This window comes from Haliscomenobacter sp. (genome assembly GCF_033763495.1).
GTDB lineage: Bacteria > Bacteroidota > Bacteroidia > Chitinophagales > Saprospiraceae > Haliscomenobacter.
Window position 1 is genome coordinate 23,034 of the sequence record NZ_JANRKL010000095.1, and the last position, 16,399, is coordinate 39,432.

Below are 16,399 nucleotides of genomic sequence, written 5' to 3' on the forward strand. Positions count from 1 at the left end.
GTCTAATGTACAAAATTGGGCTTAATGCGGCGCTTCCCACTATTCTATTTTTGTGCCCCATCCTCTCCCATCACCCGTTCAAAAGTCGCCAGCAAAAAATCGGCCTGCGCCTTTCCGAAAACCATTGGCGGCTTAATTTTCAGCACATTGTGGTCCGGCCCATCGGTACTCATCAATATACCCAGGTTGCGCATACGGTTGGCAATGTAACTCGTTGCAGCAGCAGCAGGCATTTTAGCCACCGGATCGCTGACCAGCTCAATGCCCAGAAAAAGGCCGCTCCCCCGCACATCCCCAATCAGCGGGAAACGGGTGCTCAAATTAGCCAGACCTTCTTTCAGGTAGTTCCCAGTTTGGCGTGCATTTTCCTGCAATCCTTCCTCCTTGATGACCTTTAGTACTTCCAGGCCGATGGCACAGGATACCGGATTACCCCCAAAAGTGTTGAAATACTCCATACCATTGGCAAAAGCATCGGCTACCTCCCGGGTACACAGCACCACCCCCAGAGGGTGGCCATTGCCGATGGGTTTGCCAATTGTCACAATATCTGGCACCACCCCTTGCGCCTCAAAGGCCCAAAAGTAGTCTCCAGGCCTGCCACATCCGGTTTGAACTTCATCCGCGATACAAACACCTCCCGCAGCGCGTACCTGGGCATACACCTGGGCGAGGTAGCCAGGGGGCAGCGGGATTTGACCACCACAACTCACGATGGTTTCGGCCAAAAAAGCGGCTGGTTTGCGGCCATGGCTTTGCAAATCCCGAATAACTTGTCCAACATGCCCAGCGTATTGACTGGCGCTTTCAGCGGTGTTGCCTCGGTACAAACCCCGATAGGTATCCGGCAGCGGTACAATGTGTACATCTTTTGAGGCGCCCTTGCCACCCGGCCCGTCAAATTTGTAGGAACTCACTGCTACACAAGCATTGGTGTTGCCGTGGTAACCTACTTGCAGGGCGATAATGTCATTTTGCCCGGAGTAATTTTTGGCCAAACGCAAAGCCAATTCGTTGGCCTCACTCCCGCTGTTGACAAAAAAAGCGACTTCAAGTAGCGGTGGGGCAGTAGCCAAAAGTGCTTCCGCAAACTGGGTGATCAGCGGATGAAGGTAGCGGGTATTGGTGTTGAGAACCGCCATTTGGCGTTGCCCCGCGCGTACTACCCGGGGGTGCTCGTGCCCCAGGTGTGCAACATTGTTGACGGTATCCAGGTATCTTCTCCCGGTATGGTCGTACAAATAGACCCCTACCCCGCGCTGCATGTAGAGTGGTTGGGTGTAGGAAATGCTCAGGTTGGAGGAAAGTAGTTTTTTGCGCTGACCCAGGATGTCTTCAATCGAAAATGCTGCGGCGGGTGGAGAGGGTTGACCAGCAATCAAGAACCAGGGGTCAGGACAGATGCCCGTCCAGACTGCCCTCTGGTTTGGAAAAGCTACCCCTGGAAAGTCTCCTTTTTTATCCAGCATATCCAACATTACTTGGAAATGCAGGTGGGGCGACCAATTGCCGTTTTCGGGCATGGGGCCCATCCAGCAGAATTGTTCGCCCTTGGCAATAGATTTACCCACATACAAGCCCTCCAAAGATGTTCGGCTCAAATGCCCGTAAAGGGTATAAAAATGCAAGTCGGAAGTCACATGATGTTCCAGAATAATAGCAGGGCCATAGTCCCGATCGGCTGCATTGTCCTGAAAACTGTGCACAACTCCAGCTATGGGAGCATAAACTGGAGTACCCGCAGGCATAAACACATCCAGGCCAATGTGTACACTGCGCCATTCGGGGCCTTCATTGCCTTGCACTTCGTAAGCATCGGTCGTGTAAAAAGGACGGACCTCATTGTATCGACCAATGGAGACTTCGGCATTAGCGGCCCTCATGGTGGCGACAATCTGCTGATGCAACAACTCGGCATCGGCAATATCCGCGTAATTGCCCAAATCCAGACTGCCCACACTACAATCCAGCCATAGCGTGTTTTGATCACGCAGGTCGTTTGCCACTAATGAAGTAAAGGCCCCTGCATTTTTTTGTGCCCAGACTTTAAATTGCTCCATTTTAGGATGTGCTGGCCAGCCACAAACTTCCCGAACAGTGTAATGCACCAACGCAGGGGGAATTTGGCGCAGTTTTGCCAACAAATCCCAGGCAGGGCGATCGCTGATTTGTAAATATTCATTTTCCGGATTGGCCAACAAGTTTTGAGCCGAACAGACCACACTAATCAACAAACGGGCGATGATCAGGGTAAACAAAACCTCTGCTTCTCGTTCCTGCAAGGGGAAATATTGGTGATAACCCCGTGTCATTTGTCGAATTACCGCCAAAGGGTCGGGTTTATCCATAGCTGCATATGCGATGGCAATGGCCAGTTCATTGAGGGTATGGGTAAAAGTTGCATCACCAAAGTCAATCACCCCGGGCACTTCAGGATGGAGTGGGTCAAAGCTGAGCAGGATATTGTAATCGTTGGCATCGTTGTAACACACACTTTGACGCAACTGAGGCAATAGGGGCAAAGCTTTTTGTTCAAAAAAACCCAGCGCCCATTCGGCCAGTATTTTTTTATTTGGGTCTTGGATAGCGTTCAGGTGCTCTTTGGTCCAGGCGGCTTGGGAAGGGTCCCATTTGATCCATCGGTGGGCCGCAGGGTGGTCAAAATCGGCGAGTGCTGCGCTGAGTTTGCCACACAAGGCGCCTACTTTTTCCAGCAACTCGGGGGTATGAGGTTTCGCTTCTGCAAAACAACGCCCTTCTACCCAACTCAAGGCGCGCAGGTAGCGCAACTCGCCTCCAGGGAAATGATGATGGACTATCGTTTCACCTTGTATACTTTTTAGGGGTACTGGGATCTCCAACCCTAATTCCGCCGCTTGCAGGTGTTCCATCATGGCATTTTGGAATTCCAATTCTGGCACATTGCTTTGGGCCTGGGCAATTTTGAAGCAGCATTTTTCTCCATTACTGCTTTCAATCAGGTAGTTCAAGTCTACTTCTCCACTGAGTTGTTTGATTTGGCCTTGCAGCTGGAAATAGTGGGAAGCGAGTTCCTGGGCTTCGGTGATGGATACGAACATGTTATGGAAGCTTCTTTTTTGAGCTAAATGACGCCTAGTCTGCGCAGTTCCCAATAACAACGCGCAGTAGCTTGAATGTCCACCAGGGCATCGTGAGCACCCTTGAGTTCTTGTTTGAAGAGTTTGTAATGCAGTTCTTCGAGCTTGGGCCACTTGTAGCCACCCCTCGGACTATTGGCGGGTAGGGCACAATGATAGATGACTTCAGGGCTGGTCATGGTGCAAAATTTGCGCAAAGGCAACAAAGGGTCTTGCTGGATTTTGCGGTAGTACTCCGCACCAACAATGGCGTGATCGAAATTGACATTGTGGGCTACTAACAAGGAAGTCCGCTCTAGCAGCAATTTGAATTCGTCCAGGACCATACCTAGGTTTTGTCCTTCCGCTAAGGCTCTTTCGGTACTGATGCGGTGAATTTTGACCGAAGCGGCTGGTATGGTGTAGCCCTCAGGTTTGATGATGTAACTGCGTTCCTCCAACAATGCACCTTCCTCATCGTACAACAAACAAGCCAATTGCACCATACGCGGCCAGTTGCTGACTTGTTTGATGGGTGCACTCCAGTTGAGGGGCAAGCCGGTGGTTTCAGTATCGAGAAATAAGATCATTGGTTGAATATTTGGGGACGACAATGTACACATTTTTTGAATTGTGGTAGGGGCAACGGCAAGGGTTGCCCCTACCACATCTTTATGGGGTTTCAAGTTCCGTAATTACCCTTATCTTTGAGCCATTGAAAATATTTGGTTATATTTTATTTCGTGGATGGTCCAGGTTAAAGCCCTTTTACAAGATCATCTACTTCCTTACATGTAAAACCCTGTTAAATAAAATACAATACCTCCATAGAGCCCTCATATCCTGCCCGGAATTATCGAGGGCTCTCCTTTTTTGCGCCCTAAGTAAAGACCCTTTCAGCGCCTGTGAAATTTCTCAGGCGCTGTTAGTTTTCTGCCTCTTTATTTCATTTCCGTTCCTTATGTTTGTACACAAAATCTGTTGAGGCAAGCGCATGAATTTAGACAAAGCAAAACTCGCCCTCAAGCGATACTTCGGTTATGATCAATTTCGACCTTTGCAGGCTGATATTATTAAGTCAATCTTTTCTGGAAAAGATGCCTTGGTGCTGATGCCAACCGGAGGGGGGAAATCGGTTTGTTTTCAGATCCCGGCAGTAACCCTTCCCGGCACCTGTATTGTAGTTTCGCCTTTGATCTCTCTGATGAAAGACCAGGTTGAGGGGTTGCGGGCCAACGGTATTGCTGCGGCTTTCATCAACAGTGCCATCGATTCTCGGGAGCAATTGCGCGTGGAGGAGTCTTTTTATGCCGGTGAATTGGATCTGTTGTATGTTTCACCGGAAAAACTGGTTTCCGGCAATTTTGTATCTATCCTCAAGCGGGGCAAAATCAACCTTTTTGCCATCGACGAAGCGCATTGTATCTCGGCCTGGGGGCATGATTTCCGCCCGGAATACACCCAAATGGGCATGCTCAAACAGCATTTTCCCAAGGTTCCGGTGGTGGCCCTTACCGCTACGGCCGACAAGCTGACCCGCAAAGACATCGTTGATCAGCTCAAACTGGAAGAACCCGGAATCTTCATTGCCTCTTTTGATCGCCCCAATTTGAGCCTGGAAGTTCGCCCTGGGCAGCAACGCCTGCAACAAATCGAAGATTTTGTGCGCAAACATCCCAAACAAGCGGGCATTATTTACACCCTCAGCCGGAAAGCAGCGGAGGACATCGCCGAAAAATTGAAACAAAAAGGCTTCAAAGCTGAAGCTTATCACGCAGGTTTGTCACCCGATCGTCGATCCAAAATCCAGGATCATTTCATCAATGACAATCTATTGATCATCTGCGCTACGGTGGCTTTTGGCATGGGCATCGACAAATCAAATGTGCGTTGGGTGATTCACTACAATTTGCCCAAAAACCTGGAAGGCTACTACCAGGAAATTGGTCGTGCTGGCCGAGATGGTGCCAAGGCTGACACCTTGTTGTTTTACAGTTTTGCCGATGTAAGTATGCTGCGCGACATCATCCAAAACGGGGAAAATGCCACTCAAAATGAAATTCAGCTGGTGAAACTGGAACGGATGCAACAATACGCCGAATCCCTGGCCTGTCGTCGGCGCATCCTCCTGGCTTACTTTAGCGAAAACCTAAGTGAAAACTGTGGCAATTGTGACATTTGCCGCAATCCACCCCAATCGATTGATGGTACCGTGATTGCCCAAAAGGCGCTATCCGCCGTTTACCGCCTCAATGAACAGGTACCCATGGGTATGCTCATCGATGTGTTGCGAGGCTCAGGGCGTCGGGAAATCAAACAATTGGGGTATGACAGCATCAAAACCTACGGAGCTGGTCGCGACTTTTCACAATGGGATTGGCAACATTACATTATGCAACTGATTAACCTGGGCTACCTGGAAGTCGCCTACGATGCGGCCAATGTACTGCGACTGACGTCAGCCAGCCAGGAGGTTTTGTTTAAAAATCGCAGTGTAGAGCTCTTCAAACCAACCAGTTACAAAGAGCGGCAGGAAGAAGAAAAAGCCAGCTCCAAAATTAAAGTGCCCACTCAGCTCAAAAAAGAGCGGTTGCGCGACGAACTTTTTGAATACCTGCGCCAAATTCGTAAAGAAATTGCTCAAAAAGAGGGAATCCCACCCTACCTCATATTTTCAGATGCTACCCTGGAAGAAATGGCCTTCCATAAACCCCAAACTGAGGACGATATGCTGGCCGTTTCGGGTGTAGGTGAAAAAAAACTGGTACAATTTGGTTACCGATTCATCAAAGCTATCCGGAATTATGAAAAAAATTAAAACGGGGCTAAAAAATTATTTCTTTACCAAAAGGAACAATTTTTTTAAAAAACTTCATTTCAACTCATTATTTTTGAGACTTGCAGCCTCCTGATGAACCAACTTTCAAAAAGTAGATGCGCGAAAGAGAATGAAAAAAAAATATGCCATTATTGATGTAGAAACAACCGGAGGAAAAGCATCGCGTGATCGCATTACCGAAATTGCCATAGTACTGCACGATGGCCATCAAATTATCGATAGTTGGGAAAGCCTGATCAACCCCGAAACCCCTATTCCCTGGAACATCACGGTATTGACTGGCATCAATGACCAGATGGTGGAAAACGCTCCCCGTTTTTTTGAAGTTGCCCGCAAAATTGTAGAAATGACGGAGGGGGCCATTTTTGTTGCCCACAATGCCCGCTTTGATTACAGCTTTATTGGAGAAGAATTCAAACGTTTGGGCTATACCTATACGCGGCGGCAATTGTGTACGCTGCGCCTGGCCCGTCAAACTATTCCCGGCCTCCATGCCTACGGTTTGGATGCGCTTTCCCGTCATTTTAACATCCAGAACCATGCCCGGCACCGGGCTATGGGCGATGTGCAAGCTACCATCAAGGTGCTTGAATACATTTTGCAACATGAGGACAATCGGGAAAAAGCCGATCTGCTGATCAATCTGGGCATCAAAGAATCCATGCTGCCCAACAACCTTAATTTAGAAACCATTCATGCCCTTCCTGAAGCTTGTGGGGTGTATTATTTCCACAATGAGGCCAATGAAGTGGTCTATGTCGGCAAAAGCATCAACATCCAAAAACGCATTGCCGAACATTTTGCTGATAAAACGGATAAAGCTCAGAAGCTACAGGAACAGGTACACGACATCAGCTACGAGATTACCGGAAGTGAATTGATAGCTCTCCTGCACGAGTCATTTGAAATCAAACGCCTGCTGCCAGGAATCAACCGGGCTCAACGCACCCGCAAATTCCCTTACGTGGTGCACAGTTATTACAATGCTGATGGATACCTATGCTTTGGGGTAGCCGAAACAGCCGCCAAAACCCGCCGTAAACTGGAGATTCTCGCAGAATTCCACAAAGTTTCTTCCGCCAAAGGCCGCATGAGCAGTGCCCGCCAAAAATTTGAATTGTGCGAAAAACTCTTCAATTTTAATACCAATGCTACCGGACCTTGTTTTCATTACCACATCCAACAATGTGCAGGAGCCTGTTTACAAAAAGAACCCCCTGAGGAGTACAATGAGCGAGCATTGCGGGCCAAGGAATACCTCTGCCAAATTTTTGAACACAATTTTTTCATCATTGATCAAGGACGGGAAGAAGAAGAATGTGCAATTGTACTGGTGGAAAATGGCCATTTAAGGGGTTATGGTTACCTGGAGCGCGAGGCAGTTGTGCAAGACCCAGAAACCCTGCGCAATGCAGTCAAACCTGTTTCCGGCAATGCCGAAACGAATCGGATCATTGCACGTTTTTTGAGTGACAATCCGCAGGTGGAAACCCTTAAATTTTGACCTAAAAAATACCTGGGGGGAGCCAAATGCCAAGATCTAAATTTGGGTTCTAGGTGCAGCCTTGGTGTCCTTTGTGAAAATTAGGTCTCATTGGTTTTTTGAGTTTCACCACAAACTAAAACAAACAAAACACAATATGAAGAAATTTTGCCTTACCCTTGCGTTGCTCGTACTTGCAATGCAAGCCTTCGCTCAGTTAAACCAACCATGGAAGGGCAAAAAATGCAGCGTAGTCATCACCTACGACGATGCCATCGATCAACATCTGGACAATGCCCTGCCTTTGTTGGACTCCCTTGGCCTCAAAGCCACTTTTTATGTCACTGCCTTTTCTTCCTCGGTTCAAACCAGGCTGAATGAGTGGAAAAAGCTGGCCACCAAAGGCCATGAATTGGGGAATCACACCCTTTACCATCCTTGCATTGGAGGTCCGGGCCGCGAATGGGTCAAAGCAGAAAACGACCTGCGCAACTACAGCGTGCAACGCATGCTCAACGAAGTCCGCATGACCAATCTGTTTTTACAAGCCCTGGATGGCAAAACCAAAAGGACCTTTGCCTTCACTTGTGGAGACATGAAAATTGGGGATTCTTCTTTCATCAAACCACTCAAAAATGATTTTATAGCCGCCCGCGCAGTCCGCAATGAAATGCACAAGGTAAACGAAATTGACCTCTACAACGTGGACTGTTATATGGTCAATGGCCATACCGGTGACCAAATGATCGAATGGGTCAAAAAGGCCATGAATACCCATTCATTGCTGGTCTTGTTGTTTCACGGAGTAGGTGGTGGCAATTCCCTTGATGTATCCATCCCAGCCCATCGAAGCTTGTTGCGGTTTTTGAAGCAAAACGAAAAAGACATTTGGATTGCTCCAATGGTCGAGGTTGCTGAACACATCAAGGGTTTGCAGTAAACTACTGTCGTGTTAATGCCATTAACATTTCATTTAAAATTTTACAAGAGCCATTGCGTTTTGTTCTCGTAAATCGAACTAAATTTGTGTAAGATTTTAAAAAACCAAAATCATAAAGTGATGAAGAAATTGTTCTTTGTAGCCGTACTGCTGATGGGTGCCGTTTTTGCTGTACAAGCACAAGATGCTGGTAAAGCGCCTAAGATGGTATTTGAAGCAGAAACCATCGATTATGGCAAGGTCAAAGAAGGTGGCGAACCTTATCGCGTCTTCAAATTTAAAAACGTAGGTGATGCTGAGCTGATCATCACTTCTGCTCGTGGTAGCTGCGGTTGTACGGTTCCTACTTACACTGAAAAGCCAATCAAGCCAGGTGAAAGTGGTGAAATCAAAGTACGTTACGATACGAAGCGCGTTGGTCCATTTACCAAAAACGTAACGGTAACTACCAACGAAAAAGAAAATACCCACCTGTTGACCATCAAGGGTGAAGTCCTGAAAGCTGAAGAGCAGCAAGGCGTTCCAACCAAAACTGGCGGTGTGTTCAACAACTAATTGAGTCTAATTTTTTTCAGCAAATTTTCTTTGGTGAAAAAAAACGCTCAAAAGCCTTGCACTTTTCGAAGTGTAAGGCTTTTTTTGTGTGCCGAATCAGGGGTTTTATCAGGTAGAGCCGTTGCATGCAACGGCTCTACCTGATAAAACAAAAAAACCCTTGCTGAACCACTCCAGCAAGGGCCTCTAACCCAAACAAATAAACACAAAAACTACTTTAAGATTCAACAAAGTTACAGTACTTTTTTCAAGCAATCAAATATTTTATCAAAATTTTATTCCGCAAAAGTAAATTTTGAAAAACAGCATTCCTACTTTAGTAAAATAGCTTCTGTTTCCTACTCTTAATGAATTCTTTATTACCTTGCAATCCTCGTATACGGAAGTTCAAACTTTACTTTTACCTGTAATCGATAAAGCCATGCGTTTTTTGACTTTGGGTATACTTACCTTATTTAGTGTAGGTTTACTCTGGGTGCTGGATACCCACAATCCCTTTGGTAGTCCTGTACCAGCAATGGGGCGTTTGCTCAATCCGGTCACTGGCTTTTGGGCCAACGCCGAACCTCAAGGGGATTTCTCCAATCAAAAATTGTTGCTTTCCGGCTTAAATAAGCCTGTCGACCTGGTTTTTGATGAGCGTCAGGTGCCGCACATTTTTGCCACCAATACCGAAGATGTGTTTTTTGCACAGGGCTACATCACAGCCTACAATCGCTTATGGCAAATGGACATGTCGACCCGCAAGGTCAGTGGCCGTTTGGCAGAAGTGGTAGGTGAACGAGCCCTGTCCTCCGATCTGTTGCAGCGCCGCAAAGGGATTGTCAAAGCAGCTGAAGCCATGCTCAAAGCCTGGGAAAAATCTCCTGAAGACAGCAAAGCGCTCCACGCTTATGTAGCCGGGGTCAATGCTTATATCAGTGCCCTCAAACCCGCCCAATACCCCCTGGAATACAAGTTAATGGGATTTAAGCCGGAGCCCTGGTCTGCTTTGCGTTCGGTTTTGTTCATCAAAGCCATGGCCGAAGACCTCTGCGCCCGCAATGAGGACCTCGCAGCCACCAATACCCGCACCATTTTGGGTGAAGAAGCTTTCCGGGATTTGTTTCCTGAGTACAACCCTAAACAATCCCCGATCATTCCCAGCGAGGTGAAATGGAATTTTGCCCCGGTACAGCCCCTGCCTAAGGTTGAAATGGCTGAAAGCATCCTCAGTGGTTTGTTTCCCGATCAAAACATTCCCCAACCCTTCGAAGGCATTGGTAGCAACAACTGGGCCGTTGGGCCACAAAAAACCCTAAACGGCAACCCCATTTTGTGTAATGATCCTCACCTTGGTCTGACCCTACCCTCCATATGGTTTGAAATCCAAATGCAATGCCCGGATTTTAATGCTTACGGCGTTTCTTTGCCCGGTTTGCCCGGCATTGCGATTGGGTTCAACGAAAACATTGCCTGGGGAGAAACCAATGTTGGCCAGGATGTACTGGATTGGTACGCCATCAAGTGGGCTGACAAGGACAAACAAAGTTATCATTTTGACGGTGGTACCCGGCAATTGGAAACCAGAGAAGAAATCATCCAGGTAAAAGGCCGCAAAGACCCCGTCAAAATTCAGGTAAAATATACCCATTGGGGGCCGCTGGTTTTTGGCGATTCCACCAACTCGCCCTATTATAGCCTGGCCATGCACTGGTTGCCTTCTGAAAATCCCGGCAAAAGGGACCATTACGAGTTGGCCAGTTTTATTCGGTTGATGAAAGCGAAAAATTACGCCGATTACGATGCCGCTTTGACTGGCTACGATGCCCCGGCCCAAAACTTCGTTTTTGCTGCCCGTGACGGCGACATTGCTTTAAAAGTCAATGGAAAATTCCCCATCAAACGCAAAGAACAAGGACGGTTCATCCAGGATGGCTCCTTGTCCAACAATGCCTGGCAGGGGTACATTCCGCGTGAACAAATTCCCCAGGTACACAATCCTAGCCGGGGATTTGTAGCTTCCGCCAATCAACATTCCACCGACGAAACCTATCCTTACTATTACAATGGTGGATTTGACGATTACCGCGGCCGCTTCATCAACCGCAGCCTAGAAGCCATGGACAGCATTACGGTGAAAGACTTGATGGCCTTACAAAACAATCCACATAGTTTGCAGGCTGAAGAAGCGCTTCCCTTGCTCCTCAAATTATTGCCCCGCGATCAACTCAAGGATCGTGAAAAAGCTGTGCTCAAAAAACTGGAAAAATGGGGTGGAAACTATCAGTACCAAAAAACAGAACCCGCCATTTTTCAAGCCTGGTTTGACAGTACTTATGTAATGAGTTTTGATGAAATCATTCGCTGGCGTGATTCGGTGGAGGTATTGAGTGTAGAAAGTTGGCGCTTTTTAGATTTGTTGGATAAGACCCCAAATCATGCCATTTTTGACTGGCAAAAAACCAAGAAGGCCGAAACCGCTGCCGATTTGGTGCTAAGTGCTTTTCAAAAGGTATGCAAGGATTTGAACAAAACACCGGCAAGAACCTGGGGTAGTCTCAATAACGCTTCTGTCAATCACTTGGCACGGATTCCAGCCTTTTCGCGGACCAATCTGCCCATCAGTGGCCATGCCCAGGCTCCCAACGCCATTCGCAATGGCCATGGCCCTTCTTGGCGCATGGTGGTTGAATTGGGCAAAGACGGTGTAAAAGCTTGGGGCGTTTACCCAGGCGGTTCATCTGGCAATCCAGGTAGTCCTTTTTATGACCATATGGTTGACCAGTGGGCCAAGGGGGAGTACAATGAATTGTTTTTCATGCGCAATGCGCAGGACAAGCGCAAAGCACAGAAAAGTGTATGGTCTTTTAATCCTAAGTAGTCGGGCAAACGCCTATTCAAAATGCAATCATCATGATCAAAAATATTCTTGCAAATTTGGCTCTGGCCCTGGCCTATGTAGTGCTGCCTTTGTTCCTGCCCTGGTGGAGCGTGGCCATTGTGGCCTTTGTTTTTGGGTATTTGGCAAGCAACGGCCTCCGAGCATTTTCACAAGCCAGTAGCGTTCTGGCTTTGATATGGGGGATGTGGGTACAAATGCAAAACGCACCCAACGGAGGATTGCTGGCCGGAAAAATCGGTGACCTATTTGGTGGCATCAGCGCAGTTCAATTGGTACTCATTACCGCTGCACTGGGAGGCTTGATTGGGGGGCTGTTTGGGTATTTGGGCTACTCGTTCAAACAAGTGACTCGCCCGGCATAGGTACAAAACAAAATCAGCGGAAAATTGATTTTTTTCTCAGTATGAATCAACTTTTAAGTTAAACCAACCAGTTGAAGCTGATTAACCGATCTTTCCAAGAAACTCGTCTATAAAAATTGCTCCACGCCAGAAATGAAGAGATTTTTGAAGAAAATCAATTCAGCATTAAATCAAAAGCTATGTGTGGACAATCACGCTATAAAAATCGTTATAAGGAACAATCCGAGTTTTTCAACCGGGGGCCAATCAATAAACGAGAGTGGCGCGAGTTTCAACGGTACAAACGCAGGCAAGAAAGCCCGGAGGCCAAGTTTTACAAACACCTGACCTGGTACATTGCCATCATGGGTTTCTTTTTGTACAAAAACCATGGCAATATATTTGGCTTTTTTCCCATCGCTTTTTTCTGGGGAATTGGGGTAGCCATGCATTATTTCGCTGTGTTTGGCTGGCCTAATGAACAAAAGCCAGACCTCCAGGAGCAGGATGATGACATAGAGAACGAACCAGAAGACAAAGGCCCGAATTGGTCGGACAAGGATCTGGTTTAATGCCTTATTTTGGAATTAGATTTCAACTTATCTGTGTAGATTTGCCTTGTGTTTGGTTGAGTGGTGGCTTTACCATTCCTCTACCTCATTACTTGCGAACCGGAGAATCCATGGGAAGAAATCGTAAAAACAAAGAGCCGCTAACGGCATATGAAATTGCCAAAAAACGGGTCGAAGAAAAAAAGAAGTTTTATCAACATCTCTCGACTTATGTGGTGATGAGCATCTTTTTTTACATGATCAATTATTTAAGCAACCCTGGTCATTGGTGGTTCTATTGGCCAATGTTGGGCTGGGGTGTAGGTCTTGCTTTTCATTATGTAAATCTTTTTGGCATCCCCGGCATTGTCGAGGAAATGTCTCCTGAATGGGAAGAAAAACAAATCCAGGCTGAACTTCGCCGCCTGGAGAAAAAAGGCATGGATATTTCACCTCCTGCCCCTAAGGAAGAGCCGCCGTTGGAACTTAAGGAAATCGAAAAGCGCAGGCGCGAAACCTGGGACGATAATGAACTAGTCTAAATGAATGACGAATTTTTCGAATGACGAATGACGAATTTAGGGGCAGCCTAAAATTCGTCATTCGTCATTCGAAAAATTCGTCATTCATTTTTTAGTTTATATTTGCTTCACTTTTTGAACCTAAATTCATTCATTTAGCGTTCCATCAAGAACATTGTTCATCACCCAAATCCAAGGTTTTGTCAGATAGTCTGGTTATTATCCCTACCTATAATGAGCTGGAAAACATTGAGCGCATGCTCAATACCGTATTTTCATTGCCTCGTGCTTTTCACGTTTTGATTGTTGATGATGGCTCGCCAGACGGTACCGGGCAGGTTGTCAAAGATTTACAACAAGTGTATCATGGCCAATTGCATTTGCTGGAACGCAGTGGTAAACTGGGACTGGGAACGGCTTACATTGCAGGGTTCAAGTGGGGTTTGAAGCAGGGGTATGAATTCATTTTTGAAATGGACGCAGATTTTTCCCATAATCCCCAAGACTTGCCTCGGTTATATGAGGCCTGTGCCCAAAAAGGCGCAGACCTGGCTGTGGGTTCGCGTTATGCTCGGGGAGGCAAGGTCAGCAACTGGTCCTGGGATCGCATCGTGTTGTCTTATGGCGCTTCCATGTATGTGCGCTTGATGACTTGGATGCCCGTGAAAGACCCAACCGCTGGTTTTATTTGTTACCGACGAAAAGTATTGGAAAGTATTGATTTGGACAATATCCGCTTTGTAGGGTATGCCTTCCAAATCGAGATGAAATATGCTGCCTACCTTCTGGCCTTTAAAATTACAGAAGTACCCATTACGTTTGTAGATCGGGTAGCAGGCGTGTCAAAAATGTCGGCCAACATTATCCAAGAAGCAATCGTAGGCGTGTTTCAAATGCGTTGGCAAAAACGGCACCCGTAGGGGCAATCCTTGCGGTTACTCATTGGAAATTTCCCAAAAAAAATGGCAATCACATGGATTGCCATTTCAAATTTCATTGCGTAAAAGGGCACCAGCCAGGGGTGCCCCTACGAGTATTATTTCTTATCTACTTCTTCGTATTCAACATCGGTCACATCGTCAGCACCAGACTTGCTGCTGGAACCACCTGCTTCATTGGCATTTGGTGCATTGTCATCTACCCCTGCTTCATTGGCAGCCTGGTACAAATCCTGGCTAGCGGCCTGCCATGCATTGTTCAGTTTCTGAGAAGCATTGTCGATGGCATCCAAATCCTGAGCTTTGTGGGCTTCATTCAGTTCGCTAAGGGCTGACTCAATGGCAGCTTTTTTATCAGCCGGAATCTTATCACCGTATTCTTTGAGCTGCTTTTCGGTGTTGAAGATCAACCCATCAGCTTGATTCAACTTCTCAGCACGTTCACGAGCCTTGCGGTCAGTGTCTGCATTGGCAGCTGCTTCAGCGCGCATCCGGTCGATTTCTTTCTGATCAAGACCAGTTGAAGCTTCGATCCGAACACTTTGCTCTTTGCCGGTGCCTTTATCCCGTGCAGTTACACTCAAGATACCGTTGGCATCAATGTCGAAGATCACCTCAATTTGAGGTACACCACGTGGAGCGGGAGGAATGTCTCCGAGGATGAATCGACCAACCGTACGGTTGTCTTTTGCCATCGGACGTTCACCTTGCAGTACATGGATTTCTACACTGGGTTGATTATCCGATGCAGTAGAGTACACTTTCGATTTTTTGGTAGGAATCGTAGTGTTGGCCTCGATGACTACATCGTACATGTTACCCATGGTTTCGATACCCAAAGAAAGTGGCGTTACGTCGAGCAGAAGAACGTCTTTCACATCACCACTCAATACACCCCCTTGGATAGAAGCGCCAATGGCTACCACCTCATCCGGGTTAACCCCTTTGTTTGGTTTTTTACCAAAGAAATCTTCAACTGCCTGCTGAATGCGAGGGATACGGGTAGAACCACCCACCAGGATCACCTCGTCGATGTCGTTTTTGGACAAACCTGCATCCTGCAAGGCCTTGCGGCATGGATCCAGAGATCGTTGTACCAAACCATCGATCATCTTTTCGAACTGTGCGCGGGTCAACTTGGTGGTCAAGTGTTTGGGCACGCCATCTACTGCGGTGATGTATGGCAAGGTGATGTCCGTTTCGGTGGACGAAGACAAATCGATTTTTGCTTTTTCAGCCGCGTCTTTCAAACGTTGCAGGGCCATCGGGTCCTTGCGCAAGTCGATGTTTTCTTGCTGCTTGAACAATTCAGCCAACCAATCGATGATTACACCGTCGAAGTCGTCCCCACCCAGGTGAGTATCACCATTGGTAGATTTCACCTCGAACAAACCTTCGCCCATTTCCAGGATAGAGATATCGAAGGTACCACCACCCAAGTCGTATACAGCGATGGTCATGTCTTTGTTACGCTTGTCGAGGCCATAAGCCAATGCAGCTGCAGTAGGCTCATTGATGATCCTGCTGATTTTGAGGCCAGCGATTTCACCAGCTTCTTTGGTGGCTTGACGTTGCGAGTCGTTGAAGTAAGCTGGAACGGTTACTACCGCTTCGGTTACTTCCTGGCCGAGGTAATCCTCAGCTACTTTTTTCATTTTCTGCAGTACCATTGCAGAAATTTCCTGGGGCGTATACATACGGCCATCGATGTCAACACGCAGAGTGTCGTTGTCACCCTTGGCAACTGTGTAAGCAACGCGGCTCATTTCACCTTGTACTTCCGAAGCGCGACGACCCATGAAGCGCTTGATGGAAGCAATTGTGCGCTTAGGGTTCGTAATGGCCTGGCGTTTGGCAGGGTCACCAATTTTACGTTCTCCGTTGTCCTGGAAACCAACAACGGATGGCGTAGTCCGCCGACCTTCATCGTTCGGAATTACCACCGGTTCGTTCCCTTCCATTACCGCCACACAAGAGTTAGTGGTACCAAGGTCAATTCCGATAATTTTTCCCATGTTATTGTACTTTATGATTTTTATGAAGAGCCTTTTCGCACGTTGTGGCATCCAATCCGGCCCTGAAATTCTTGTTTACGGTTTTTTGTTAGCAAGGGATGTGCCAAAAGAGGGCTGGCAGAAGAGGAACTGACATTTGGGCAGGTGACAGTAAGATAAGAAAAGTTTTTCGGACAAAATGGTGATCTAAATTTGAGTTATAGGCCAAATTGACATACTAAATCGATAAAGTGC

Annotated in this window: 12 protein-coding genes; 9 read left to right on the plus strand and 3 right to left on the minus strand. The window is 47.1% G+C overall.

Annotated elements, in window-relative coordinates; all coding sequences use genetic code 11:
- Window positions 1–44: 44 nt before the first annotated feature.
- Together SFV55_RS09900 and SFV55_RS09905 are read right to left on the minus strand one after the other, a co-directional pair.
- Entirely contained in the window at window positions 45–3,080 is a 3,036-nt protein-coding gene (locus SFV55_RS09900; protein WP_320029335.1) for an aminotransferase class III-fold pyridoxal phosphate-dependent enzyme, read from the minus strand.
- A 23-nt stretch (window positions 3,081–3,103) separates the two neighbouring features.
- Window positions 3,104–3,688: a 3'-5' exonuclease gene (locus tag SFV55_RS09905; protein WP_320029336.1), complete on the minus strand. Its 585-nt coding sequence runs from the start codon at window positions 3,686–3,688 to the stop codon at window positions 3,104–3,106.
- A gap of 404 nt (window positions 3,689–4,092) precedes the next feature.
- Here SFV55_RS09905 and recQ point away from each other — a divergent pair, with 404 nt between their 5' ends.
- The 9 genes from recQ to SFV55_RS09950 all read left to right on the plus strand — a co-directional run bounded on the left by recQ (window position 4,093) and on the right by SFV55_RS09950 (window position 14,132).
- Window positions 4,093–5,916, plus strand: a complete 1,824-nt coding sequence (gene recQ, locus SFV55_RS09910; RefSeq protein WP_320029337.1) for a DNA helicase RecQ — start codon at window positions 4,093–4,095, stop codon at window positions 5,914–5,916.
- 130 nt (window positions 5,917–6,046) lie between these two features.
- Window positions 6,047–7,441, plus strand: coding sequence for an exonuclease domain-containing protein (locus tag SFV55_RS09915; RefSeq protein WP_320029338.1), 1,395 nt, complete (start codon window positions 6,047–6,049; stop codon window positions 7,439–7,441).
- 136 nt (window positions 7,442–7,577) lie between these two features.
- Window positions 7,578–8,360 carry a polysaccharide deacetylase family protein gene (locus SFV55_RS09920; RefSeq protein ID WP_320029339.1) on the plus strand — a complete coding sequence of 261 codons (783 nt, stop codon included), beginning with the start codon at window positions 7,578–7,580 and terminating at the stop codon, window positions 8,358–8,360.
- A gap of 120 nt (window positions 8,361–8,480) precedes the next feature.
- Entirely contained in the window at window positions 8,481–8,915 is a 435-nt protein-coding gene (locus SFV55_RS09925) for a DUF1573 domain-containing protein (RefSeq protein WP_320029340.1), read from the plus strand.
- Between the two features lie 421 nt (window positions 8,916–9,336).
- Window positions 9,337–11,778 (plus strand): penicillin acylase family protein, encoded by a 2,442-nt coding sequence (locus SFV55_RS09930; RefSeq protein ID WP_320029341.1) that lies wholly within the window; start codon window positions 9,337–9,339, stop codon window positions 11,776–11,778.
- Window positions 11,779–11,810: 32 nt separating this feature from the next.
- Window positions 11,811–12,161, plus strand: coding sequence for a hypothetical protein (locus SFV55_RS09935; protein ID WP_320029342.1), 351 nt, complete (start codon window positions 11,811–11,813; stop codon window positions 12,159–12,161).
- 179 nt (window positions 12,162–12,340) lie between these two features.
- Window positions 12,341–12,712: a 2TM domain-containing protein gene (locus SFV55_RS09940; protein WP_320029343.1), complete on the plus strand. Its 372-nt coding sequence runs from the start codon at window positions 12,341–12,343 to the stop codon at window positions 12,710–12,712.
- Window positions 12,713–12,822: 110 nt separating this feature from the next.
- Window positions 12,823–13,233, plus strand: coding sequence for a 2TM domain-containing protein (locus SFV55_RS09945; RefSeq protein WP_320029344.1), 411 nt, complete (start codon window positions 12,823–12,825; stop codon window positions 13,231–13,233).
- A gap of 236 nt (window positions 13,234–13,469) precedes the next feature.
- Window positions 13,470–14,132: a polyprenol monophosphomannose synthase gene (locus SFV55_RS09950; protein ID WP_413776701.1), complete on the plus strand. Its 663-nt coding sequence runs from the start codon at window positions 13,470–13,472 to the stop codon at window positions 14,130–14,132.
- Between the two features lie 116 nt (window positions 14,133–14,248).
- Here SFV55_RS09950 and dnaK read toward each other — a convergent pair whose 3' ends face one another.
- Window positions 14,249–16,165, minus strand: a complete 1,917-nt coding sequence (dnaK, locus tag SFV55_RS09955; RefSeq protein ID WP_320029346.1) for a molecular chaperone DnaK — start codon at window positions 16,163–16,165, stop codon at window positions 14,249–14,251.
- Window positions 16,166–16,399: the final 234 nt, after the last annotated feature.